Origin of the sequence: Staphylococcus sp. HMSC14D10 (assembly GCF_001808125.1) — a bacterium.
GTDB classification, from domain to species: Bacteria; Bacillota; Bacilli; order Staphylococcales; family Staphylococcaceae; genus Staphylococcus; species Staphylococcus haemolyticus.
Genome location: NZ_KV792255.1, coordinates 116,900 through 140,208, shown reverse-complemented (window position 1 = coordinate 140,208; position 23,309 = coordinate 116,900). Strand labels below are relative to the sequence as shown.

Here is a 23,309-nt window from a genome sequence, read left to right as displayed (position 1 = left end):
TGTACGAATGTAGGGTAAACTAAATTTAAATCATTTACAATTCACATTTTAATCATTGTATAAATTAAGCTTAACTACATAATAAAACGTTTAATCATAAACTATAATATTGGAGAGATGACACATGCATGAACAAGATTTTCACATTTTAGAAGGTCGCGAAATCACATTACCTGAATTAGGACGTGAAATTGAAAATATTACTGGACGTACAATTGTTGATTCTACTGGTGAAATCAAACGTGTGGTTGCACACTTACCAAACTTTGAATCTGATACCGACACATTTGTAGCTACATTTAAACTTAACCATCGTAATGACTTTGTAGATGCAACTTTTGTTGCACCTAAAGATCAACGTGATCGTTTAAAAGAGATTCCAGTACACATTGAACTCGTTAGTTATATATCTAGAGGTTAATTAGTTACTCAATCAAATTTAAAGACGGATAAAGTGTGCTATGGTCTATATCCATATCGCACTTTTTTACTCATGTATTTCTTTAAAATGGGGTGTTTAAAATGGCTACATATATAGAAACAGAAAGACTTAAATTACGAGACTGGAAGCAAGAAGATTTATTGCCATTTCAAAAGATGAATGCTAATCCTCAAGTGCGACGCTATTTTCCAAGTTTATTAAGTTATCGACGTTCTGAATTAGATATGAAAAAAATGGATGACATTATTAAAGAAAACGGTATAGGCTTATTTGCAGTTGAACTTAAAGAGACTGGCGAATGGCTTGGTTTTATTGGGGTTAATTATATACCTCAAGATAGCCAATACCCATTTGAGGAATTACCACTATATGAAATTGGATGGCGTCTTATTCCAGAAGTATGGGGTAACGGACTTGCCACTGAAGGTGCAACAGCTGTGTTAGCATTTGCCAAAGAAAAGGGGATTGAAGCTATTTATAGCTTTACTGCAGAAAATAATTTGCCTTCTAGAAAAGTAATGGAAAAAATTGGCATGACATTATATGACCATTTTGAATTACCAGAGTTAAACAAATATCATATGTTAAAAAGACAAGTACGTTATTATAAACAATTATCAATATAAGATTAAAAGCGACATGAGATTGGATGGTTATATTATGTGATAAATAATCACTTTTATAAATATAATAGTCCAAAACATGTCGCTTTATAATTAATCGTATGTACGTATACCTAAGGGTTTAAAATTAAGTAACCCATTAATTAAATCTTCTTTAGAATTATATAAAGGTGCTAATTGTTTATATTTTTCATCAATAAATCCTTCTTCAATCATACTATTTATAAGTTGTTGAAGTGGATTGAAGAATCCATTTAAATTATAAACGGCAATTGGTTTTTCATGAATGCCAATTTGCGCCCAACTATAAGTCTCGAAAAATTCCTCAAGAGATCCAGCGCCACCAGGGGCCATTACAAAAGCATCTGCAAGTTCCGCCATTTTTTGTTTGCGTTCATGCATTGAATCTACAAGAATAAGTTCGCTCACTTTTTGACTAGTGATTTCTTTTTCATCTAACATCTTAGGCATTACACCAATAGCATGTCCACCGTGATCTAATACACCATCTTGAATTGCACCCATAATACCTACAGAACCTGCACCAAAAACTAATTCATAACCTTGCTCAGCCATATATTTACCAAGTTCGTATGCTTCTTTAACATAAATGGGGTCTTTACCTTTACTAGCACCGCAATATACTGCAATTCGCTTCATTATTCTTCCTCCTACAGTTGTTTGATAACTGATTTAAATGCACGCTCAAATTGTTTTTTATCTTCTTTTGAAAAAGGGGGAGGCCCTTTATGACGACCGCCTTGCTTTCTTATCTGTGCATTATTATAACGTTGTTGTAATAACATATCTATGTTACTTGAACGATACAAATGCCCTTTATGATGCATTACAATCTTAACTTTAGATAGTAATAAACTGGCAAGTCCATAATCTTGAGTTATTACAATGTCTTCTGGTGTAGCTAGCTTTACAATTTTATAGTCAACAGCATCAGGTCCATCATCAATATAAATTGTTTCAACGTGATCTGGGAGCACTTTATTTGAGTAATGGCTAAAGCTGCGTAAAATGGTAACAAAAATGCCTGTCCCATTAGTTAATTCAATTACTGAATCAACTACTGGACAAGCATCTCCATCAATGATTACACGTGTCATAAAGCGTTACGCCTTATTGTTATCTTCATTTTTATTTTGTGTAACAACACTTTCAGCTTCATGATCTTTGAACTTTTTCATTTCTTTGATGCGTGCTTTTTCTTCTTGCTTTTGTAATTTCTCTTCTTCTTTATGACGTTTATCAATATTTTTTTGGAGCTTTTTATCTAGCTTATTAACGTCTTTTTTATTATCTTTCTCGAGTTTTTCGCCTTTTTTCTCTGTCTCATCATCAAGTTTACCAGGAGTTAAACCAACTTTTTCTTGATATTTTTGAGTTTTCTTCATGTCTTTAATGCGTTGTTTTTCGTTTTTTTCACGCTCTTTTTCTTCTTCTTTATGACGTTGTTCGATATTTTTTTGAAGTTTTTTATTCATTTTGTCAGCTTCTTTATAGTTTTTCTTAGCTAACTTTTCGCCTTTTTTCTGAATGTATTCAGGGTCATTTTCTTTTGCAATTTTCTTTAATTCACGTTTGTTGTCGAATTCTTGTTTTTTATCTCCTAAATACTCTTTTGCACCTGTTGCTTTATTCGCAATCGCTTGTCCTGCATTTGACGTTGCATGAGTTGCTTTTTGTACCTCAGGATGAGATTTAATACGCTTACGTTCTACTACTAGTGGCACAATAATGATCGGTAAAACATTAATCGCCGTTTTAATGATTTTCTTTTTGTCCATACTCGTTGCCTCCATTAGATTTACTATTTATCTTCATTACCCTATGATACATCATACTAAACGAAGGAACTAGCTAGAACCCTTATATTAACTTAAGTAAAACTAGGTAGGTTAGGAGTGTGTCTTAGTCAGTTAATTGACTAAAAAAATCGCCAAAGATTAAATCTTTGACGATGTTATGTGACGTAAAGCCACTATTAGATTGATTTATAATTAACCTGAAATGCCTTGACCAATTCCAAAGCCGAAGTAAAGAATGGCTATAATTATTACCAATACGATTCGATAAATTGCAAATGGTACTAACTTAACTTTATTAATTAAGTGTAAGAATGTTTTGATTGCAATCAAGCCAACAATAAAGGCAGCCAAGAATCCAATTAAGTAAAATGGAATATGTGCAAGTTCAATATATTGATAGTTTTTAACTAATGATAGTGCACTTGCAGCTAGCATAATAGGTACAGCCATAATGAAGGTAAAGTCAGAAGCAGACTTATGATCTAACTTCATCAAGACACCTGTTGAAATCGTAGAGCCAGATCTACTGAAACCAGGCCACATTGCTACCGCTTGAGAGATACCAATAACGAATGCTTGAACATAACTGATTTGGTCAACTGACTTAGGATTTTGAACTTTTTTACTATATTTGTCTGCAATAATCATATAAATTGCACCTAAGAATAAACCAATCATTACAGTAGGAACACTAAATAAATGCGCTTCAATAAAATCGTCGAATAACACACCTAATATACCAGCTGGAATCATACCAACTAATACGTGTAGTAAATTTAATCGACGTGGTTTAGAACGGAATTCTTCATTTATTGAAGTGTTTCTATATTTGCCAATATGTAACATTTCGAAATAACGCTCACGGAATACCCATGCCGCAGCAAAAACAGAACCTAATTGAATTACGACTTTAAATGTAAAAGCTGAATGAGGACCTAGAAATTCAGTCGATTTTAACCACATATCATCCACTAGAATCATATGACCTGTAGATGAAACTGGAGCAAATTCAGTTAAACCTTCGACAATACCTAAGATAAGGCCCTTGATAAACTCGATAATAATCATAAGTAACCTCTTTCTTTTATTAAAAATTTAAAATATTGTTGTCTTTCAATATATTGTTGTCAAAATTCACTTTTCTATAATATCATAACGCATCAAATCAACGCTAATAATAATGAGATAACTAATAATTGATTTTATATACAATATATCGCAGTACCTTTATTAATTTACTGATATAACGTAACTTACCGCAACGGACTTAAGGATGAGATGTTATGTTCATTATATTGTCACTGTTTTTTAAAAGATATTAAATGATAAACATTTGAGAACCTTTTATAATAATAAATTAGGTGAAGATAAAGTGAAAAAACTAATGAATTTAGTCCTTAATTATAAAGTATTTCCATTATTTATGGGAATTGTGAGTATGTTCTTAGCAATAACAGTAGTGGTTCAGAATATAAGTATTGCGAGTTTTTTAAATCGAGTGCTTTACAATCATTTGAGTTCTGTAAATTCATTAGTGATTATCATCTTAATCGTTTTAATTCTTAGAGCAACATTGAATATGATTAACTTAAGATTAGGTGATACGTTAGCTGGCAAAGTTAAACATCAATTGCGTCGAGAAGTTGTTTTGAAAGAATCAACTATTGCTACAGGAACGCAAATTAATATTTTAACAGAGACAATAGACGGACTATCCCCGTTTTTTAAAAATTATTTGCCACAGGTTTTTAAATCTATGATGATCCCTTTAATGATTATCATAGCAATGTGTTTTATCCATTTAAATACTGCATTAATAATGATAGTTACAGCACCGTTTATTCCACTTTTTTATATCATTTTTGGACTTAAAACACGTGATGAATCAAAAGATCAAATGACGTATTTAAATCAGTTTAGCCAACGTTTTCTTAATGTGTCTAAGGGACTGATTACACTTAAACTTTTTAGACAGACAGCCCACACGAAAAAACAAGTATACGAAGATAGTACACAATTTCGAGATTTAACGATGCGCATATTAAAGAGTGCATTTTTATCAAGTTTGATGCTCGAATTCATAAGTATGCTTGGTATTGGATTGGTTGCATTAGAAGCAGCATTAAGTCTTGTTGTTTTTCATAATATTGATTTTAAAACTGCAGCTATTGCAATTATATTAGCTCCTGAATTTTATAATGCTATAAAAGATTTAGGACAAGCTTTCCACACAGGTAAACAAAGTGAGGGTGCTAGTGATGTAGTTTTTGAATTTTTAGATTCTGAAAATACACCGCTTACTAATCGAGAAATAGTAAAAGAGCAACAAGAATCACTTATTAAGATGCGCAACGTCAATTACCAATATCCTAATAGTCCTTCTTATGCCATTCGTGATATATCGCTCAAGATAGATAAGGGTGAAAATATAGCTATTGTAGGACCAAGTGGTGCAGGTAAAACGACTTTATCCAAATTACTTACTCAAATAGTACGTCCGACGAGTGGGCATGTGTCCTTTAACAAATGTGTTAATCAAATTGGAATGCTCAGTCAAAATCCTTATATTTTTTCAGCATCAATTAAAGACAACATAGCAATGTTTAAAAAAGTTGATGACGACCAAATTCTTCATGTGTTAGAGATGGTTGGGCTAAAAGAAAAGGTTATGTCTCTAAAAAATGGTATTCATAGCAGAATAGGTGAAGGTGGAGAAATGCTATCAGGCGGACAAATGCGTCGTATTGAGTTATCAAGGGTATTATTGATGAATCCTGATATTGTTGTTTTTGATGAACCTACGACTGGACTGGATATAGAGACTGAAACTGTTATTCAACAAGTTATCGCACAACATTTTGAAGGGGTAACGATGATTATGATTGCGCATCGCGATTCAACGATTCGTCAAGCAACGCGACGATTGTTTATAAAAGATGGTTACTTAGTTGAAGATGATCAAACGATTTCTGTAAGACTTGAAAAGGGTGGTGACTTAGTGTGAAACCACAAATTCGATTTCGACCTGACAAATATTTAATATTAGCAATATTGACGGGTGTTATTGGGAGTGTCGTTGCATTAGCAATGTTCTTCTTAAGTGGGTACATGGTAACTCAAAGTGCTTTAGGCGCACCTTTATATGCATTAATGGTGTTAGTTGTATCAGTTAAGTTATTCGGGTTTATACGTGCGATTGCAAGATACGAGGAGCGTTTACTATCACATAAAACGACATTTACAATGTTACGAGATGTTCGGGTTCAATTTTTAGAAACATTAATCCCTAGAGTACCTAATTTATATCGCCAATATTCATCTGCTGATTTATTGACTAAAATGATAAGCAAAGTCGAAGCTTTACAAAACATCTATTTAAGAGTCTATTATCCACCGGTTGTCATTGGTTTCACAGCAATTATTGCAGCAGTAACATTGGTATATTTTAGTGTTATGCATGCTATAGTTATCATTATAAGTATGTTGTGTTCACTTTGGCTTGTACCGTGGTTGAGTGCCAAACGTGCAGGTAAATTGAAGCAACAAGTTGAACAACAGCAACAAACTACGATTACCCAATTTTATGATTATAAAGAAGGCTATGCCGAGTTAAATCGTTTTAACAATGCAGAAGCCTATCGTGAAGATTTAATGAACGCATTAGAATCGTATGACAAAATGCAATCGAAAGAAACGAGATTTTTAACTTTATATGATTATATGCTAAATATAATCGCAATGATCGCTATATTTGCTACCTTAGCATTGGGATTTATTCAAGTTAAAGAAGGACAATTAAATGTTGTGTATTTAACGAGTATTGTTTTGATGATGTTAACTCTATTCGAACAAACAGTGCCTATGAGTAACTTTGCATATTATAAAGCAGATACAGATGAAGCGTTAAATAGTTTAAATGATGTTCTATCATATCCAGTAGATCAATCTAAGCAATCATTTGTAACAAAACAGAGTAACGTCTACAATATTAGGAATGTATCCTTTAGTTATGAACATCAAGAATTACCAACGTTATCCAATATTAATTTAACTGTTGGGAAAGGGGAAAAAGTAGCGATTGTTGGACCATCTGGTTCAGGTAAAAGTACATTGTTACAAATTATGAGTGGTTTGTACGATATCGATGAAGGACAAGTTTCTCTCGATGGTCAGAACATATCACAACTAGATGAAGACATTCGCTTTGAAAAGCTTAATGTTCTTTTACAATCACAACAATTATTTGATGGTACGTTACGTTACAATATGTTCTCTAGTAAAAATGATAATGTTATTCAACGTGTCTTAACGAGCCTCAATTTAGGCTATCTAGATTTAGAAAAAACAATCACTTTAGATGGAAATACATTATCAGGTGGTGAGATGCAACGTATTGCATTAGGTCGACTTTTTCTAAAAGGTTCCCCAATATGGTTATTAGATGAACCAACGACTGCATTAGATGAGGATAATACTAAACAAGTGATGCAATTGATTGATGAACAAGTTGAAACATTGGTTATTGCAACGCATGATTTAAAATTACTGCCATATTTCGACAAGATAGTTGTTCTTATTGATGGACAGATTAAAGAGCAAGGGAGTTATGATGAACTAAGTCATGGCAACCATTATTTAAGTCGTTTATTAAAAATGAATTAGACAATGTTTAAATATACGCATACGTTGCCTTAAAACGAAAAACCTGAGGTATCTGTTATAGATAACTCAGGTTTTTCGTTATTGATAAATATATAGTAATTTGATTCGAAACGAATAACTTTAATTGGCTTAGTATTAGCATGTCATTTTACTTTGACTCGGTAAAAGCATTGATGACTTTTCCCAATAGACGATTGAGTTCATGTACTTCATCATTACTTAAAGAAGAAGCATTCGCGACTTTTTGAGATGCATCGCTTAATTCAGGTTTGATTTTTTCGCTTTTCTCAGTAAGATGAATAAATACTTCACGTTGATCAACTTCAGATCGTTCGCGTTTGATGAGGTCAACTTGTTCCATTCTTTTTAATAAAGGTGATACAGTACCAGTATCTAAAGCTAGTTCTGTAACTACCTTTTTAACATTTACAGGAGATTCATCCCATAAAATACTTAGCACTAAAAATTGTGGGTACGTAAGATTGTACTTTTTAAAGACTTTATTTGAATAGTAGCGATTAACTTGTCTTTGTGCATTGTACAAACTAAAGCAGAGTTGCTCTTTCAAATTATGTTGTTCAGACATTAAAGTTCTCCTCCAGACATTCTATCCGTCTCTCTATGTTTCGGATTAAATTTCGTCTATGTTGTATAAAATATAACTTGCAACACACTTCGTCTCAATGCCATGCTAAAATTAAAGTATGTTTAAATTCTAGAAGATATTTCTATTTTAATCAAGTGTAATCTAAAATAAATACATATATTATCATATTCAAATTAATTTTAAAAAGAAAAGAGATTTTAAAATGATAAATAATAAAAATGAAAAAATATCAATTACAATCGTAAATGGCTTTTTAGGAAGTGGTAAAACTACATTTCTAAAACATTATATAGAGCAATTATTAAAAAAAGATGAGAAAATAACAATTATAATGAATGAATTTGGATCTTTTGACGTTGATAGTTTATTACTTGGAAATGATGTTTCTATTCATTCATTAATTAATGGCTGCGTATGCTGTGATTTAAATAACGATTTAGTTAACCAATTAAAACAGTTGATTGATCAAACAGATACGAGTCATATTCTTATAGAAGCAACTGGTTTAGCGCATCCCCTTGAGATTTATTCGGCTTGCCAAGACCCTACAATAATAAAAAATATTCACGAACCAACAATTATTGGTATTGTAGATGCACAAAGATTCACTAAAAAAGAAGTCTATAGTCCTTCAACAACTCAGTTATTAGAAGAACAATTACGTTATAGTGATACGATAATACTAAATAAAATTGATTTAATAGGTGAAGAAGCACTTAACGACGTTAAAGAAAATTTAAATAAACTCAATCCACAAGCGCCTATAATTATTACTACTTATAGTCAATTTAACGATGAACAAATCAATGGTAAAGTGATTCAACATAATGAAATTCAGCATAAACATACACATCATCATGGGATTCAGTCGATGCAGTATACATTTACAGCAGCAATAGACCGTCAGTTATTTTATCAATTTATTATGCGTTTGCCAGATAGTGTACTTCGCTTAAAAGGATTTGTGAAGTTTAGAGATCTACCAGAAGTAACATATGAATTTCAATATGCAATGGGCTTACCTGATTATGGCATTATCGATAAAGACGTACCGATGACTATCGTTATCATTGGAGAGTCATTAGATACAGATAGATTACGTAATCAACTTGATATGATTCAATTCACATAATATCGTTTTGTCACAGTTATGACATAGGCGTTTACTTTTTTATGTTTTATAATAAAAATAGGAGGGTTTGACCATGAATAACGAGGATAAACGTACGAAGCAAATTCGTTTTGAATTTAGATGTATTACGATTCCTTATACAGTTTTTGCTATTATCGTACTATTGTTTAATATATTTTATACTAACATTAAAGTGACAATGGCTTTATTCGGACTCTTTTTTGCATACAATTTAGGTATTTTATTCATAGCTTTTATTAATCGCTTCAAACGAACACTTATTTTATCTTTAATTTTGACTGTTTTGAGTGCGGCTACATTCTTTACGCTATTATATGTGTTTGGCTTAAATCGTGAAATTTTTGGTTAAATAATTTTGTTAAGAATGACATAGACTTTGTGATAGTCAGTAAGACGTTATCACAAAGTTTTTTTATGCTTAAAATAATATGAAAAGTGAATATTTTGTGTATTTTGTCACATTCCATCATCATTGAAGCGCTTTCTTGATATACTGAATTTGACGAATTAAGGGAGTGGTAACTATGGAAAAAGTGCAGGCTACACAGGAGAATAACAACCTTTTAAAAAATAAAAAGGAAAAAAAGAGTAAAAGTGGTTATAAGCCATTATGGATTATTATAAGCTTTACCATTTTATTAATTATCTTGTTATTACCAACACCAGCAGGGTTACCAATAATGGCAAAAGGAGCACTTGCCATCTTAGCGTTTGCCGTTATTATGTGGGTAACTGAAGCAGTGACGTATCCAGTATCAGCAACAATGATTTTAGGTTTAATCATTTTAATTTGTGGATTTAGTCCAGTCCAACAACTATCAGAGAAACTAGGTAATCCAAAAGAGGGAGATAAAATATTATCTGGCACAGATTGGTTAGGCACGGGAAATGCATTAACGCATGCCTTTAGTGGATTTTCGACATCTGCGGTTGCATTAGTAGCAGCGGCATTATTTTTGGCAGCAGCGATGCAAGAGACGCAATTACATAAACGTTTGGCTTTACTAGTGCTATCAATTGTAGGTAATAAAACACGTAATATTGTTATCGGTGCAATCTTAGTTTCAATTTTACTAGCTTTCTTTGTTCCTTCAGCAACTGCAAGAGCGGGTGCAGTTGTACCAATCTTATTAGGTATGATTGCCGCATTCAAAGTATCAAAGGAAAGTAAACTTGCATCACTTTTAATTATTACAGCAGTCCAAGCTGTTTCGATTTGGAACATTGGTATAAAAACAGCGGCTGCTCAAAATATTGTAGCTACTAATTTTATTAATCAGAACTTAGGACACGATGTGTCATGGGGAGAATGGTTCTTATATGCTGCACCATGGTCTATCCTTATGTCAATCGCGTTATTCTTTATCATGATGAAAGTGATGCCGCCTGAACATAAAGAAATTGAAGGCGGTAAAGAACTGATCAAAGAAGAATTAGATAAATTAGGACCAGTCTCTTTTAGAGAATGGCGTCTGATAATTATATCTGTGTTATTACTTTTCTTCTGGTCTACTGAAAAGATTCTACATCCTATAGACTCTGCGTCCATTACTTTAATTGCTTTGGCAATTATGTTAACACCTAAAGTTGGTGTTATTACATGGAAAGGTGTAGAAAAAACAATACCTTGGGGAACAATTATAGTATTTGGAGTAGGGATTTCACTAGGGAATGTACTATTAAAAACAGGCGCTGCACAGTGGCTGAGTGACCAAACCTTCGGGCTTATGGGGTTACAACATATGCCACTCATAGCTACTATTGCTCTTATAACACTATTTAATATCTTGATTCATCTTGGGTTTGCGAGTGCAACAAGTTTATCTTCGGCGCTTATACCAGTATTTATTTCACTTACAGCTACATTACATTTAGGTGATCAATCGATTGGATTTGTTCTAATTCAACAATTTGTAATTAGCTTTGGTTTCTTATTACCCGTTAGCGCACCACAAAACATGCTTGCTTATGGTACGGGTACATTCACAGTTAAAGACTTCCTAAAGACAGGTGTACCACTAACGGTTATTGCCTATATCTTAGTGATTATATTTAGTTTGACGTATTGGAAATGGTTAGGATTGGTTTAAAGACTTTGGTTTTCCATTAGGTCGAAACATAAAGTTTCTGATTTTAATTATTGGAAAAAGGGTAAAGTTAATGAACCTTTAATAACAGGAGTGAAATGATGACTATAGGTGTAATACTAAATCGCGTTTTCCGAATTAATAATAATCCATTATTTGAATATATTCATCAAAATAAAGAGGATATTGAGAAATGCTACCTCATTATTCCACAGGAAATATTCGAAGAAGATGACACAGACATGAAAGCAAATTATTATTTTGGTGTAATGCAATCATTTCTAAATGACTTAAGACAGTATGATATTGAACCCTTCTTGTTAGACTATAGTGATTTAGGAGATTTTTGTGATGATAAATCTATCAATGAAGTTATTGTTGCTGGCGATATTATGAGTTATCATCAAGAAAGTTATGATATTCGTCATTTAAAAAAGGCTTTTAACAAGCACAATATTACAGTTACCACAGTGCGTGCCAATCACTATTTCAAACCAAGCGCTACGATGAACAAACAAGGGGAACCATACAAAGTGTTTACCAGCTTTTATAAGGCACATCGTTCCAAACTAAGAAAGCATGACTCTTATGCCTATAAATTAAAGGACTTGTCTGATTTATTCGTGAAATCTCAGCAAAAGTTAAACCAAGATTATTCGAAGTTTGGCCTTTCAGAATCAAAAGCAATTAAAAAATGGAATGATTATATAGATCAAGACATACAAAATTATGAAACCAATCGTGAATATTTGCCTGAAGTTTTAACGAGTCAGTTAAGTATCATTTTAGCTTATGGCATAATAGACATTAAACAAATTGTTACTCAATTGTTAGAGCGTTATGAAGAGGACGAACATAATATTGAACAGTTTATACGAGAATTGATGTTCAGAGAGTTCTATTATGTGTTAATGACACAATATCCAAACACAGCTCATGAGGCATTTAATGAAAAATATCGTGACATTAAATGGGAGTATAATAAGGATGAATTTAAAAGTTGGTGTGAAGGACATACTGGTTTTCCAATAGTTGACGCAGCAATGACTGAACTAAATCAAACTGGATTTATGCATAATCGTATGAGAATGGTTGTTTCACAGTTTTTAACGAAAGATTTGTTCATTGATTGGACTTGGGGTGAGGATTATTTTAGAAGAAAATTAATCGATTTTGATTCCGCATCAAATGTACATGGTTGGCAATGGTCTGCATCTACAGGAACAGATGCTGTTCCTTACTTTAGAATGTTTAATCCAAGTCGTCAGAGTGAACGATTTGATAAAGATGCTTTATACATTAAAACGTTTATACCACAGTTAAATGATGTTACTCCTAAATTATTACATGAACCTATTAAACATGAAGCGGAGTTAGAACAAGAAGGTATTAAACTAGGTCAGGATTATCCAAAACCACTAGTCGATCATAAAGAAGCAAGAGATCATGTTATGTCAGTATTTAAACAAATATAAAAAATAATTGGAGTGAGATAGCAATCAAATTAAATGTTGTCTCACTCCAATTTACTTTTGTTAGAAGGGAGTGGGGCAGAAATAATATTTTCCAAAATTTATTACACCCCAGCTTGCTTAGCTTGTAGATTTTCTTGTTGAAAATCTCTTTGCTGGGGCCCCGCACCCCAACTTGCTTAGCTTGTAGAATTTCTTTAAGAAATTCTCTTTGTTGGGGCCCCGCACTCAACTACGTTTAATTACCTATATTAGAACTACTTACGTAAGTGTGTGAACACTTACTTTCACCAAGGTTTTGAGTGTTATTTTAAGGCAAATAAGCATATATATACGGCTACGTATTCTAAGAAAGTAACCAAATACATATATTTTAATCGTAGTTTGACATTTAATGGCACTTCCCATTTAGGATAACGGCGTTCATAATAAAAAATTTGAACGAGATACAAACCAATACCAAGTGGTAATAACATAAGGATAATACTATGTGTCATACTAAAACCATTTTTATGAAAGAAATGTCCAATAATGAGTTGTAAAGCAATAATAATGATTAGAAGAATCATAATGTGCCAAATCATTTTGCCACTCTCACTCCTTTCACGAATATAATGATTACGGTTTGTAGTAATACCATAAGTAAAATAAATGTTATGGATTGTGTATTTAAAGATGCAATCACCTGATGAATAATAGTGAAAGGTTCAGTGATCAAATGAACAGTATGGAATCTCAAAAAACGACCCATATAAATACCCAAACCATTTAAGAACATAAGCACTACAATTAGAGTACGATTTAGCCATAAGTTTGAAGTGAAATGCATCAAATTTATAAATATAAGAATCATACAATACATTGCTAAAAAGACGCCTAATAATAGGTAAGTAAAATACAGCCATTCCATAATATTTAATTGAACATAAAAATCAAATGTAAATTGATTTAAATGAATTAAATCCGTTAGCATATAAAACGTATTAGGCACTAGCAATACAAAAATTAAACCAAATATTAAAAATAGTGGCCATTCATATTTTTTTCTTGGCTTAAATAATCTTAATAGTAAACACAACTCAAATGGTATATAAGCTAAAAAGAGGTTTAAACTCATAAAATTAAAAACACGTGTTTCAAATAGTGAGAATGTGAAAAGTATTATGAAATATATTCTGGCAATATAACGCGAAGTCATTTTAAACACTACTTTCTTTGAAAAAATAAGAGTTTATTTTAGTTAGTCAATGATTAATAATAAAGGTTACCTAAATGGTAATCAAATATTTAAGCATTATGTTTATCTAGTCAAAAGAAATTTAAAGATATAAAACGCTATTTTAATGTAATAAATGAGGAATACATATAATAACCCATAGATGCATATCTAAATATGTCATCTATGGGCTAATTTAATTTATACATTGCATTAAGGTCTTAATAAGTTCAATCCAGTTTCTTCATCATGTGTACGATTAACATCTAAGTTAGTCATTTGAATTACTATTTCAGCCGTAGCTGATACAATAGCTTTCGTTAAATGACCACTCAATGTTTGGAAATCATGTGTTCCGAATGTTCCATGTAAATGCGCAAATGGTTTATCATCAATATGTGAAATATTGCCAAGTAAACTTGTTAGTTCTAAAGCTTCATTAACTTCACGTGCTTCATATTTTTGAGTGTCTAAATTGTAAAAATTCAACGTTACGTTGTCACATGCGCCTATACCACTAACTGAACCGAATTTCATTTCTTGCTCCACAGCAAATTGTGTTAGGACTTCTACAATATCTTCACCTTTGTCTAGCACTAAAAGAAACGTTTGACCATCTTTATTATATTTCATCATCGTCACCTCAATTTGATAAGTTACCTACATTATACTAGCCAGTAAGTTTTATTGCTTAGAATTTAAATCTTACTATTGTAATATAGAAGTTAAATAGTATACAATGTCCTAATATTATGTAATTTTCAACTATGTTATTAGACGTAGCTCATTTATATTTAATCAGAAGCGTGATTAAAATTGATCTTCAATGAAATGATGAAATTTACCAAACAAAAAATGAAATGAGGTGTCATCATGAAAAAACAATTATTTACATTGTACTTCAATATTTTCTTAATCTTTGTAGGTATCGGATTGGTAATACCTGTACTCCCCGTTTACTTGAAAGATTTAGGTCTAAAAGGTAGCGACTTAGGCATATTGGTAGCAGTGTTTGCCTTATCTCAAATGATTATTTCACCATTCGGTGGTACGATGGCTGATAAACTTGGAAAAAAATTAATTATTTGCATTGGTCTAGTTCTATTTGCCATATCGGAGTTTCTATTCGCTATCGGTCATCATTTTCCTGTATTAATCGCTTCTCGTATATTAGGTGGTTTTAGTGCAGGAATGGTAATGCCTGGTGTAACTGGTATGATTGCAGATATTTCACCAGCTAAAGACAAAGCCAAGAACTTTGGGTACATGTCAGCTATTATCAATTCAGGCTTTATTCTAGGTCCAGGGATTGGCGGATTTTTAGCGGAATTCTCTCATCGAGCTCCATTTTACTTTGCGGGAACTTTAGGTGTATTAGCATTTATCATGTCTTTATTATTAATTCATAACCCACGCAAAGAAACAACTGAAGGATTCCATTCAATCGAACCGGAAGTATTTACAAAAATTAACTGGAAAGTATTTATTACGCCAATTATTTTGACATTAGTACTGGCATTTGGTCTATCAGCATTTGAAACATTATTCTCACTTTATACATCTGAGAAAGCCAACTATACACCACGTGATATTTCAATCGCAATTGTTGGTGGTGGCGTAGCAGGAGCGGTATTCCAAGTCTTTTTCTTCGACAAATTTATGAAATACATGACTGAATTAACCTTTATTATCTGGTCATTACTCTATTCAGCGATTGTACTTGGTTTATTAATCTTGTCGCATAGTTATTGGACGATCATGTTTATTAGTTTTATCGTGTTCATTGGATTCGATTTGATTCGTCCAGCACTTACGAACTACTTCTCTAACATTGCAGGTAATCGTCAAGGTTTTGCGGGTGGATTAAACTCCACATTTACTAGTATGGGGAACTTTGTAGGTCCATTAGTAGCAGGCGCTTTATTTGATGTTAACGTGGAATTTCCTTTATATATGGCAATCATAGTTATGTTGTTCGGTATCGTGATTATTTTTGTTGAAAAAGCACTGCAAGCAACGAGACGTCGAAAACACACAACGAAGTAAAGACCATAGAATAGATAAGTAAGAGATAATATGAATATTAAATAGAATAGGCAATGACATCATTCGTTTTTAATTGAAAAATTGACGATGTCATTGCTTGTTTTTACATTTATGTTGTTAAATTGTAACAATATAGCGTCGATTATTAATAGAAGTATTACAAAGATTACAGTTATTTTAAATTGCAGTCTACATAATTATTTTTACTCTATATATATGTTAAGATAAATAAAAATTTAGAGAGAAATGTGGGTAAGGAGATGAATTTAAAAAACATACTTTTAGGTATGGTGGCTGTAATTTTATCGTTATGTCTAGCTTTCTTATTATTTATAGCTACAAACCAAAATGCCTTAGCTAGAGTGCATCAGACAATTTCTACATTTTCAAAGGTGAGTAGTGTCTCTGCAACTGAAAAAATGTTAGATATTACTACAAGTCACACAGCTAAAGCATCAGAGAAAAATGCCGATGAACGCAAAATGGAAACACACTATAATAAAATAGATTCCACTTCCCATGACAATGCAAATAGTAATAAGCATGAATATTCTTCTGAAGAATGTAGAATAATTGCTCAAAATTATACGAATCATCAATATGGTAAAGTGGTCAATTTAGAACGTAGTGGTGAAACGAATCAAGATATTACGTATCAATTGAATCCAAACCATCAATCACAAAGTAGTAATATTGCAGTAAATAAAACGGGTAAAATAGAAGCCTTATCTAATAACGCACAATGAGCGCGCCTTTTCTTATAATAGAGAAGAGCGCTCTTTTTATTTTTCATAGAAAACGTAGTAAGATTATAGTTAAAGATGAATTTGAGGTGAACGTGTATGAAACATAAGAAAACAAATGCGATGCGTATGTTAGACAGAGCCAAAATAGATTATGAAGTCAAAACATTTGAATTGGAAGATGGGCATATGGATGGTGAACGCGTTGCAGAATTAGTCGGTGAAAATGTCCATGATGTTTTTAAAACACTTGTATTAGAAAATGCTGAACATGATCATTTCGTATTTGTAGTTCCAGTCAGTGAGTCATTAGATATGAAAGCAGCGGCAAGTGTCGTTAATGAAAAGAAATTACAGCTAATGCCATTAGATAATTTGAAACAAGTAACAGGTTATATACGAGGTGGTTGTTCTCCAGTAGGTATGAAACATTTATTTCCAACTACGATTGATCAATCTGCTTCTTTACGCGAAAAAATTATCGTGAGTGGTGGACAACGAGGAATTCAAATTGTGTTACAACTTGAGGATCTTGTTTCAATGACAAATGCACAAGTAGAAGACATTACTCAAAAATAGCAATATAGTGACAGATATTACAAATGGGATGACAAATTGTGTAATATCTGTTAATTTTTAAACCGAAATGAATGTTTTTGATTGATTTTGACAATTTGTGAATGAAAAATGTAAGCGTACACATTATAATGTGAGTTGAAGCGGGGTGGTTAAATGATTTCTGAAAAAAGACATGACTTAATACTTCAGGAATTAAAGAAAAAAGATTTTCTCACACTCCAAGAATTAATAGAGCGAACAGGTTGCAGCGCTTCAACTGTTAGAAGAGATTTATCGAAATTGCAACAACAAGGTCGACTTCAAAGAGTTCATGGAGGAGCAACATTAAATAGTAATAGAAATAATGAACCAATTCTGTCGGATAAATTGTCGCAAAATTTAAAAGAAAAAAGAGTAATTGGTCAATTTGCTGCAAAACTCATCGAAGATAATGACTGCATTTTTATGGATGCTGGTTCATCAACGATTGAAATGATTCCATTCATTAAAGCACAAAATATTGTAGTGGTTACAAATGGATTAACACATGTTGAAAAGTTACTTAACCAAGGCATCAAAACTTTGATGATAGGTGGACAGGTTAAAGAAACAACATTTGCCACAGTAGGTGCTAGTGCACTTGATACCTTGAGTCGTTATTGTTTTGATAAGGCTTTTTTAGGAATGAATGGTTTAGATTTAAAATATGGTCTTACGACACCAGATGAAAAAGAGGCACTAATAAAAGAGAAGGCCATGGAACAAGCAAATCAATCATATGTTTTACTTGATCATTCAAAAATAGATGAAGTTTATTTTGCACATGTGCCAATTAGTCAAAACCATGTTGAAATGGTGGTTTCAAAGCAAACAATAGAACTTTCACATTTTGAACAATATAAAGAGAAGTACGTGTTTATAGGAGGTTAATCATGATTTATACAGTAACATTCAATCCATCTATTGACTACATTATGTTTACTAATGGATTTGAAATAAAAGGGTTAAATAGAGCGACATCTACTTATAAATTTGCAGGTGGAAAAGGTATCAATGTATCTCGTGTTTTAAAAACACTAGGTGTATCATCTACAGCATTAGGATTTGCTGGAGGTTTTCCTGGAGAATTTATAGCTCAGACATTAGAAGAAAGTCAAATTAAAACGGACTTTATTAAAGTTGATGATGATACACGTATTAATGTAAAACTTAAATCTGGTGACGAAACTGAAATTAATGCACCTGGACCGTCTATTACTGATGACCAATTCCTAGCATTATTAAATCAAATTAAACAGACAACAAAGGAAGATACAGTCATTGTTGCTGGTAGTGTACCTAAGAGTATTCCAAGTGATGCGTATGCTCAAATTGCAGAAATAACTCAAAGCACAGGTGCAAAATTGGTGGTTGATGCTGAAAAAGATTTAGTTAACACAGTGCTAAAATATCAACCATTATTTATTAAACCTAATAAAGATGAATTAGAAGAAATGTTTGATATGACTGTTGAGAGCGACCAAGATGTTGTTAAGTATGGTCGTGAAATATTAAAAGAAGGTGCACAATCAGTCATTATATCTTTAGGTGGAGATGGTGCAATTTATATAGATAAAGCACGTAGTATAAAAGCTCAAAATCCTAAAGGACAAGTTGTTAATACGGTTGGTTCAGGAGATAGCACTGTTGCTGGTATGGTGGCAGGTCTTGAATCCGGATTATCACTTGAAGATGCATTTCAACAAGCTGTTGCTTCTGGGACAGCAACAGCATTTACTGAAGATTTAGCGACAATAGAAGATATAGAAAAAATTAAATCACAGGTTACTATTACAGTACTTGATGGGGAGTAAAATTAATGAGAATAACAGAATTACTAACAAAAGATACAATTGCTATGGATTTATCAGCGTCTGATAAAAATGGTGTCATTGATAAATTAGTGAATCAATTAGATAAAGCTGGCAAGTTAAGTGATATTGCTCAATTTAAAGAAGCAATCCATAATCGTGAATCACAAAGTACAACAGGTATTGGAGAAGGAATTGCTATTCCTCATGCAAAAGTAGCAGCAGTAAAATCTCCAGCCATTGCTTTTGGTAAATCTAAGGAAGGTGTGGATTACCAAAGTTTAGACGGTCAACCAGCACATTTATTCTTTATGATTGCTGCTCCAGAAGGTGGCGCACAAACACACTTAGATGCACTAGCTAAATTATCTGGTATTTTAATGGATGATAAAGTGAGAGAAAGCTTACTACATGCTAACTCTCCTGAAGAAGTGCTTCAAATTATTGATAATGCGGATGATGAAGCAACTAAAGAAGAGGAAAAAGAAGTACAAGAACAAGAGGCAGCGACCGCTGGTGCGACAAGTGGTTCTGCAAATACGACAGATACTAATGAGCCTTATGTATTAGCTGTTACAGCATGTCCTACAGGTATCGCACATACTTATATGGCTCGCGATGCATTGAAAAAACAAGCCGATAAAATGGGCGTTAAAATGAAAGTTGAAACAAATGGTTCAGGCGGTATTAAAAAACATTTAACTCAACAAGACATCGAACGTGCGACAGGTGTTATCATAGCTGCAGATGTTCATGTTGAAACAGATCGTTTCGACGGTAAAAACGTAGTTGAAGTACCAGTTGCTGATGGTATCAAACGACCAGAAGAACTTATTAACACAGTACTTGATACAAGTCGTAAACCATTTGTAGCACGTGGTGGTAACTCTAAATCTACAGATAGTGAAAGTAATGAGAAACAAAGCTTTGGTAAAGCGTTCTATAAACACTTAATGAACGGTGTATCAAATATGCTACCTTTAGTAATTGCTGGTGGTATCTTGATGGCTATTGTATTCTTATTCGGGGCTAACTCATTTGACCCTAAAAGCTCTGAGCACAACGCTTTTGCAGAACAATTATGGAATATAGGTAATAAGAGTGCCTTTGCCTTAATCATTCCAATCTTATCAGGTTTCATCGCTCGTAGTATTGCAGATAAACCAGGTTTCGCAGCTGGTTTAGTTGGCGGTATGTTAGCAATTTCTGGTGGTTCTGGATTTATCGGTGGTATTATTGCAGGTTTCTTAGCAGGTTACTTAACACAAGGTATTAAATATATTACACGTGGCTTACCACAAGCAGTTGAAGGTTTAAAACCAACGTTAATTTATCCATTATTAAGTGTAACTATCACTGGTTTATTAATGATTTATGCATTTAACCCGCCAGCAGCATGGTTAAATAACTTATTATTAAATGGATTAAATAGCTTATCAGGTTCAAATATTGTATTACTTGGTTTAGTTATCGGTGCAATGATGGCTATCGATATGGGTGGACCATTTAACAAAGCAGCATATGTATTCGCCACAGCAGCATTGACAGAAGGAAATGCCGCACCAATTACAGCAGCAATGGTAGGCGGTATGATTCCACCATTAGCAATCGCAACAGCAATGATATTCTTTAAACGTAAATTCACTAAAGAACAACGTGGTTCTATCGTGCCAAACTATGTGATGGGCTTATCATTCATCACTGAGGGTGCAATTCCATTTGCTGCAGCTGACCCATTACGTGTGATCCCATCAATGATGGTAGGTTCAGGTGTAGGTGGTGCAATTGCATTAGCATTAGGTTCAAGAATCAATGCACCACACGGTGGTATCATTGTTATTGCAGCGACTGACTTTAGTCATATCTTACAAACATTAATTGCTTTAATTGTAGGTACTCTTGTTTCAGCAATTATGTATGGTTTATTGAAACCAAAAGTAACTAAAAACGAAATTGAAGCTTCAAAAGCTATGGATGAATAGAAATAAAAATCTCTTGCCCTAATAATTGGGCAAGAGATTTTTTAATACTTTAATTTATTCTTCATAACTAGACGAGGAGTCTATATTATCAAGATTAAGACAAGATAATGAATTCATTATGAATTATGTCTTACTTCATTTTTGTCTTAGTCATAAATTACAGTGATAATAAAACATTATCATTTCAAATTGATATAGAGTCATTAAAATATGTAAAAATGGGTAGACATATGAGAGTATGTCATAGGAAGAAAAGCGTTTTAGTGATAAAGAATTTATGCTTTGTGACTTCCAAGCGCTTTAGTGTAGTCCTCTCTTGACTATTACGCAATATTAGTTTTAAATGATAAGTTGTAACTTTTTAATCAAAAGCGTTACAATCAACTATTGGTAATTAATATATGATAAAATAAAAGTAATACATTTTTTCGGGGGTGTCGCAATGGGAAGGTCTTAACATGTGTTTATATCGTCAAAGTACATTACGAATTAAATTCGTGTTACCCATATGGGACACATTTATTTGGAGGTGAATCCCTAGGAATAGGGAATTAATTGGATACAGTGACCTTAATAAATTTAGTAATATTTTTTCTATTAATAGCATTAACAACAGTATTCGTAGGTTCAGAATTTGCATTAGTTAAAGTACGTTCAACGCGTATTGAACAATTAGCTGAAGAAGGTAATCGTAGCGCTAAAATTGTCAAAAAGATGATTGCGAATCTTGACTATTATTTATCAGCCTGTCAATTAGGTATTACAGTTACTTCATTAGGATTAGGTTGGTTAGGGGAACCAACATTTGAAAAATTGTTGCATCCTCTATTTAACTTATTACAGTTACCTGATGCATTAACTACAACAATCTCATTTGTAATTTCATTCATCGTAGTGACTTACTTACATGTAGTATTAGGTGAATTAGCACCGAAATCTATAGCAATTCAACATACAGAAAAATTAGCCCTAACTTACGCTAGACCATTGTACTATTTCGGTAATATAATGAAACCTTTGATTTGGTTAATGAATGGTTCAGCACGTGTGATAATTAGAATGTTGGGTGTTGATCCAGACGCTCAAACTGATGCTATGTCAGAAGAGGAAATTAAGATCATTATTAACAACAGTTATAATGGTGGAGAAATCAACCAAACAGAATTAAACTATATGCAAAATATCTTTTCATTTGATGAGAGACATGCAAAAGATATCATGGTACCACGTACTCAGATGGTGACTTTAAATGAACCATTTAATGTTGACGAATTATTAGAGACGATTAAAGAACATCAATTTACACGTTACCCCATTACTGAGGATGGAGACAAAGACCATATTAAAGGTTTCATTAACGTTAAAGAATTCTTAACAGAGTATGCTTCTGGGAAACCTATCAAAATCAATAATTATATCCATGAATTACCAATGATTTCAGAGACAACTCCCATTAGTGATGCGTTAGTTAGAATGCAACGTGAACACGTACATATCAGTTTAATTATTGATGAGTACGGTGGCACAGCTGGTATTTTAACAATGGAAGATATTCTTGAAGAAATTGTCGGTGAAATACGTGATGAGTTTGATGATGATGAAGTAAATGACATCGTTAAACTTGGTGAAGATACGTATCAGATTAATGGACGTGTCCTTCTTGATGACCTCAATGAAAAATTCAACATTGAATTTGAAGATTCAGAAGACATTGATACAATAGGTGGTTGGCTCCAAGCCCACAACACTAATTTACAAGTTGAAGATCATATCGATACGCAATATGATCGTTGGATTGTGTCTGAAATGGACAATCATCAACTAGTTTGGGTTGTACTTAAATATGAGTTCATCGATAATAGACTAACATTCGGTAAAGTCGAAGATGAAAGTGAAGATAAAAAAGATAATAGCGATGAAAGTCGTGAATAATTTAAAGAGTATTGGATGAATTAATATTATACAAAGCTATATCGCAAATTTGCATAAGCTGACTGAGCTGAGAAGGCGCTCTAAATGAAGTGTTTCTCAGTTCTTTTCAATTTTGA

At 32.7% G+C, this 23,309-nt stretch carries 23 protein-coding genes; 15 read left to right on the top strand and 8 right to left on the bottom strand.

Annotated features, from left to right (window positions below; genetic code table 11):
- Positions 1 to 124: 124 nt before the first annotated feature.
- On the top strand, positions 125 to 421 hold the full coding sequence (locus HMPREF3134_RS07390; protein WP_011276475.1) for a hypothetical protein: 297 nt from the start codon (positions 125 to 127) through the stop codon (positions 419 to 421).
- 101 nt (positions 422 to 522) lie between these two features.
- Positions 523 to 1,068, top strand: a complete 546-nt coding sequence (locus tag HMPREF3134_RS07385) for a GNAT family N-acetyltransferase (protein ID WP_070441899.1) — start codon at positions 523 to 525, stop codon at positions 1,066 to 1,068.
- A gap of 90 nt (positions 1,069 to 1,158) precedes the next feature.
- On the opposite strand, the gene HMPREF3134_RS07380 is transcribed toward HMPREF3134_RS07385, so the two are convergent.
- The 4 genes from HMPREF3134_RS07380 to HMPREF3134_RS07365 form a co-directional block, all read right to left on the bottom strand.
- Positions 1,159 to 1,725, bottom strand: a complete 567-nt coding sequence (locus tag HMPREF3134_RS07380; RefSeq protein ID WP_037549149.1) for an LOG family protein — start codon at positions 1,723 to 1,725, stop codon at positions 1,159 to 1,161.
- 11 nt (positions 1,726 to 1,736) lie between these two features.
- The gene (locus HMPREF3134_RS07375) at positions 1,737 to 2,183 is read right to left on the bottom strand and encodes a YaiI/YqxD family protein (protein ID WP_070441896.1); all 447 of its coding nucleotides are present in this window, start codon (positions 2,181 to 2,183) and stop codon (positions 1,737 to 1,739) included.
- Between the two features lie 6 nt (positions 2,184 to 2,189).
- Positions 2,190 to 2,864, bottom strand: coding sequence for a hypothetical protein (locus HMPREF3134_RS07370; protein ID WP_011276471.1), 675 nt, complete (start codon positions 2,862 to 2,864; stop codon positions 2,190 to 2,192).
- Positions 2,865 to 3,077: 213 nt separating this feature from the next.
- Positions 3,078 to 3,953, bottom strand: coding sequence for an undecaprenyl-diphosphate phosphatase (locus HMPREF3134_RS07365; RefSeq protein ID WP_070441893.1), 876 nt, complete (start codon positions 3,951 to 3,953; stop codon positions 3,078 to 3,080).
- Positions 3,954 to 4,257: 304 nt separating this feature from the next.
- On the opposite strand from HMPREF3134_RS07365, the gene HMPREF3134_RS07360 reads away from it, so the two are divergent.
- Positions 4,258 to 5,889 carry an ABC transporter ATP-binding protein/permease gene (locus HMPREF3134_RS07360; RefSeq protein ID WP_070441890.1) on the top strand — a complete coding sequence of 544 codons (1,632 nt, stop codon included), beginning with the start codon at positions 4,258 to 4,260 and terminating at the stop codon, positions 5,887 to 5,889.
- Positions 5,886 to 7,547: an amino acid ABC transporter ATP-binding/permease protein gene (locus tag HMPREF3134_RS07355; RefSeq protein WP_053022736.1), complete on the top strand. Its 1,662-nt coding sequence runs from the start codon at positions 5,886 to 5,888 to the stop codon at positions 7,545 to 7,547. The genes HMPREF3134_RS07360 and HMPREF3134_RS07355 overlap by 4 nt, the downstream gene beginning before the upstream one ends.
- 148 nt (positions 7,548 to 7,695) lie before the next feature.
- Here the strand turns inward: HMPREF3134_RS07355 and HMPREF3134_RS07350 are convergent, their stop codons facing one another.
- Positions 7,696 to 8,133, bottom strand: a complete 438-nt coding sequence (locus tag HMPREF3134_RS07350; protein ID WP_053024932.1) for a global transcriptional regulator MgrA — start codon at positions 8,131 to 8,133, stop codon at positions 7,696 to 7,698.
- Positions 8,134 to 8,356: 223 nt separating this feature from the next.
- Between HMPREF3134_RS07350 and HMPREF3134_RS07345 the strand changes: the two genes are divergently transcribed.
- The 4 genes from HMPREF3134_RS07345 (at position 8,357) to HMPREF3134_RS07330 (ending at position 12,869) form a co-directional block, all read left to right on the top strand.
- Positions 8,357 to 9,286, top strand: coding sequence for a CobW family GTP-binding protein (locus HMPREF3134_RS07345; protein ID WP_070441887.1), 930 nt, complete (start codon positions 8,357 to 8,359; stop codon positions 9,284 to 9,286).
- A 73-nt stretch (positions 9,287 to 9,359) separates the two neighbouring features.
- Positions 9,360 to 9,656, top strand: a complete 297-nt coding sequence (locus tag HMPREF3134_RS07340) for a hypothetical protein (RefSeq protein ID WP_037536459.1) — start codon at positions 9,360 to 9,362, stop codon at positions 9,654 to 9,656.
- Between the two features lie 175 nt (positions 9,657 to 9,831).
- Positions 9,832 to 11,397, top strand: coding sequence for an SLC13 family permease (locus HMPREF3134_RS07335; RefSeq protein WP_070441884.1), 1,566 nt, complete (start codon positions 9,832 to 9,834; stop codon positions 11,395 to 11,397).
- Between the two features lie 98 nt (positions 11,398 to 11,495).
- Complete coding sequence (locus HMPREF3134_RS07330; RefSeq protein ID WP_070441882.1) at positions 11,496 to 12,869, top strand: cryptochrome/photolyase family protein; 1,374 nt, start codon at positions 11,496 to 11,498, stop codon at positions 12,867 to 12,869.
- A 302-nt stretch (positions 12,870 to 13,171) separates the two neighbouring features.
- On the opposite strand, the gene HMPREF3134_RS07320 is transcribed toward HMPREF3134_RS07330, so the two are convergent.
- The 3 genes from HMPREF3134_RS07320 to HMPREF3134_RS07310 form a co-directional block, all read right to left on the bottom strand.
- Positions 13,172 to 13,450 (bottom strand): hypothetical protein, encoded by a 279-nt coding sequence (locus tag HMPREF3134_RS07320; RefSeq protein WP_011276462.1) that lies wholly within the window; start codon positions 13,448 to 13,450, stop codon positions 13,172 to 13,174.
- Positions 13,447 to 14,064 (bottom strand): DUF1361 domain-containing protein, encoded by a 618-nt coding sequence (locus HMPREF3134_RS07315; RefSeq protein WP_070441877.1) that lies wholly within the window; start codon positions 14,062 to 14,064, stop codon positions 13,447 to 13,449. Before HMPREF3134_RS07315 ends, HMPREF3134_RS07320 begins: the two co-directional genes overlap by 4 nt.
- Before the next feature lie 231 nt (positions 14,065 to 14,295).
- A complete protein-coding gene (locus tag HMPREF3134_RS07310; RefSeq protein WP_037548434.1) occupies positions 14,296 to 14,715 on the bottom strand; it encodes a PPC domain-containing DNA-binding protein in 420 nt (139 codons plus the stop codon).
- Positions 14,716 to 14,955: 240 nt separating this feature from the next.
- Here HMPREF3134_RS07310 and norA point away from each other — a divergent pair, with 240 nt between their 5' ends.
- The 7 genes from norA to HMPREF3134_RS07275 all read left to right on the top strand — a co-directional run bounded on the left by norA (position 14,956) and on the right by HMPREF3134_RS07275 (position 23,193).
- Positions 14,956 to 16,128 (top strand): multidrug efflux MFS transporter NorA, encoded by a 1,173-nt coding sequence (gene norA / locus HMPREF3134_RS07305; RefSeq protein WP_070441874.1) that lies wholly within the window; start codon positions 14,956 to 14,958, stop codon positions 16,126 to 16,128.
- A gap of 260 nt (positions 16,129 to 16,388) precedes the next feature.
- Positions 16,389 to 16,874 (top strand): hypothetical protein, encoded by a 486-nt coding sequence (locus HMPREF3134_RS07300; RefSeq protein WP_070441871.1) that lies wholly within the window; start codon positions 16,389 to 16,391, stop codon positions 16,872 to 16,874.
- Between the two features lie 96 nt (positions 16,875 to 16,970).
- Positions 16,971 to 17,450 carry a Cys-tRNA(Pro) deacylase gene (ybaK, locus tag HMPREF3134_RS07295; protein WP_037548444.1) on the top strand — a complete coding sequence of 160 codons (480 nt, stop codon included), beginning with the start codon at positions 16,971 to 16,973 and terminating at the stop codon, positions 17,448 to 17,450.
- A gap of 153 nt (positions 17,451 to 17,603) precedes the next feature.
- Positions 17,604 to 18,359, top strand: coding sequence for a DeoR/GlpR family DNA-binding transcription regulator (locus HMPREF3134_RS07290; RefSeq protein WP_070441868.1), 756 nt, complete (start codon positions 17,604 to 17,606; stop codon positions 18,357 to 18,359).
- A 2-nt stretch (positions 18,360 to 18,361) separates the two neighbouring features.
- A complete protein-coding gene (pfkB, locus tag HMPREF3134_RS07285) occupies positions 18,362 to 19,282 on the top strand; it encodes a 1-phosphofructokinase (protein WP_070441865.1) in 921 nt (306 codons plus the stop codon).
- 5 nt (positions 19,283 to 19,287) lie between these two features.
- Positions 19,288 to 21,261 (top strand): PTS fructose transporter subunit IIABC, encoded by a 1,974-nt coding sequence (locus tag HMPREF3134_RS07280; RefSeq protein ID WP_070441862.1) that lies wholly within the window; start codon positions 19,288 to 19,290, stop codon positions 21,259 to 21,261.
- Between the two features lie 555 nt (positions 21,262 to 21,816).
- A complete protein-coding gene (locus tag HMPREF3134_RS07275) occupies positions 21,817 to 23,193 on the top strand; it encodes a hemolysin family protein (RefSeq protein ID WP_070441859.1) in 1,377 nt (458 codons plus the stop codon).
- The last annotated feature ends 116 nt before the right edge of the window (positions 23,194 to 23,309 follow it).